We start from the raw sequence: 1,043 nt of genomic DNA on the forward strand, positions 1-1,043 counted from the left end.
TTGGCCTTCTGGTTGGCCAGCTCGTCACTGCTGCGCGCCTGGTCGTTGGCGGTGCGGGCGGCGAAGAACACGTCCTGGGCGGCGCGGAACTTCTTCCACAGGTCGTCGTCGGTGTCCCGGCCGACCCCGTCCCCCGCGCCGTCCAGCACCACCAGCAGCCCGGCGCCAGCCGACGTCCCGACCGTGGTCCCGGCCATGCCCGCCTCCGACCCGTCCGCCTGGGGCCGGGTCGACGAGGAGGGCACGGTCTACGTGCGCACCGCCACCGGCGAGCGCACCGTCGGCTCCTGGCAGGCCGGCGCGCCGGCCGAGGGCCTGGCCCACTACGGCCGCCGCTTCGACGACCTGGCCACCGAGGTCACCCTGCTCGAGGCGCGGCTGGCCGCGCACACCGGCAACCCGGGCGAGATCCGCACCAAGGCCCAGGAGCTCGCCGACTCCATCCCGCTCGCCCAGGCGGTCGGCGACCTCGACAGCCTCTCCGCCCGCGCCCGGGCGATGGTCAGCATGGCCGACACCGCCGTCGCGGCGAACCGCGCCGAGAAGGCGGCACAGCGAGCCGTGCAGGTCCAGCGCAAGGAGGCGCTCGCCGCCGAGGCGGAGCAGATCGCCGCGGACTCCACGCAGTGGAAGGCCGCCGGTGACCGGCTCAAGGCGATCGTCGAGGAGTGGAAGACGATCAAGGGCATCGACCGCAAGACCGACGAGGCGCTGTGGCAGCGCTTCGCGGCCGCGCGGGACGCCTTCGGCCGCCGCCGTGGCGCCCACTTCGCCGAGCTGGACAAGCAGCGGGGTGAGTCGCGGGCGGCCAAGAGCGAGCTGATCGCCGAGGCCGAGCGGCTGTCCACCTCCACCGAGTGGGGCCCCACCAGCGCGGCGATGCGCGGGCTGATGGACCGCTGGAAGGCGGTGCCGCGGGTCGGCCGGGACACCGACGACGACCTGTGGAAGAAGTTCCGCGCCGCCCAGGACGTGTTCTTCGCCGCCCGCACCGCCAACGACCAGGCGCGCAGCAGTGACGAGCTGGCCAACCAGAAGGCCAA

General features: G+C 74.1%; 2 protein-coding genes. One reads left to right on the plus strand and one right to left on the minus strand.

What is annotated here, in order from left to right; translation table 11 throughout:
* On the minus strand, positions 1 to 197 hold a 197-nt coding region (locus G5C62_RS28460), incomplete at its 3' end, for a DUF349 domain-containing protein (protein ID WP_241176183.1).
* Here G5C62_RS28460 and G5C62_RS27270 point away from each other — a divergent pair.
* On the plus strand, positions 196 to 1,043 hold an 848-nt coding region (locus tag G5C62_RS27270; RefSeq protein WP_241176184.1), incomplete at its 3' end, for a DUF349 domain-containing protein. The two genes, G5C62_RS28460 and G5C62_RS27270, sit on opposite strands and share 2 nt — an antisense overlap.

This window comes from Modestobacter sp. KNN46-3 (genome assembly GCF_011039295.1).